This window comes from Streptomyces tricolor, assembly GCF_002155905.1.
Classification (GTDB): domain Bacteria; phylum Actinomycetota; class Actinomycetes; order Streptomycetales; family Streptomycetaceae; genus Streptomyces; species Streptomyces tricolor.
Map to the genome: position 1 here is coordinate 1 of NZ_MUMF01000999.1, position 218 is coordinate 218.

The 218-nt window shown below is 69.3% G+C and carries 1 pseudogene; it reads left to right on the forward strand.

The window, feature by feature from the left end:
* Positions 1-10 precede the first annotated feature (10 nt).
* A pseudogene (locus CCN44_RS47210) lies at positions 11-218 on the forward strand (FUSC family protein); the annotation flags it as partial.

Genomic DNA, 218 nt, shown 5'->3' on the forward strand with positions numbered 1-218 from the left:
AATTTATGGGATGAGCAGTGCGACCCCCCACCGTCTTCCCCTGGCCGGAGTGCTCCGCCTCGGGCGCCCCTCCGACATCTGGTTCAAGCCCGCGCTGAGCGTGATCGCCGCGGTCGCCCCGCCCAACCTCACCCTGCTCGCGCTCGACCGCCTCGACCTCGCGATGTACACCATGGCCGGATCGCTGTGCGCCCTCTACGGCCACAACCGGCCCTACG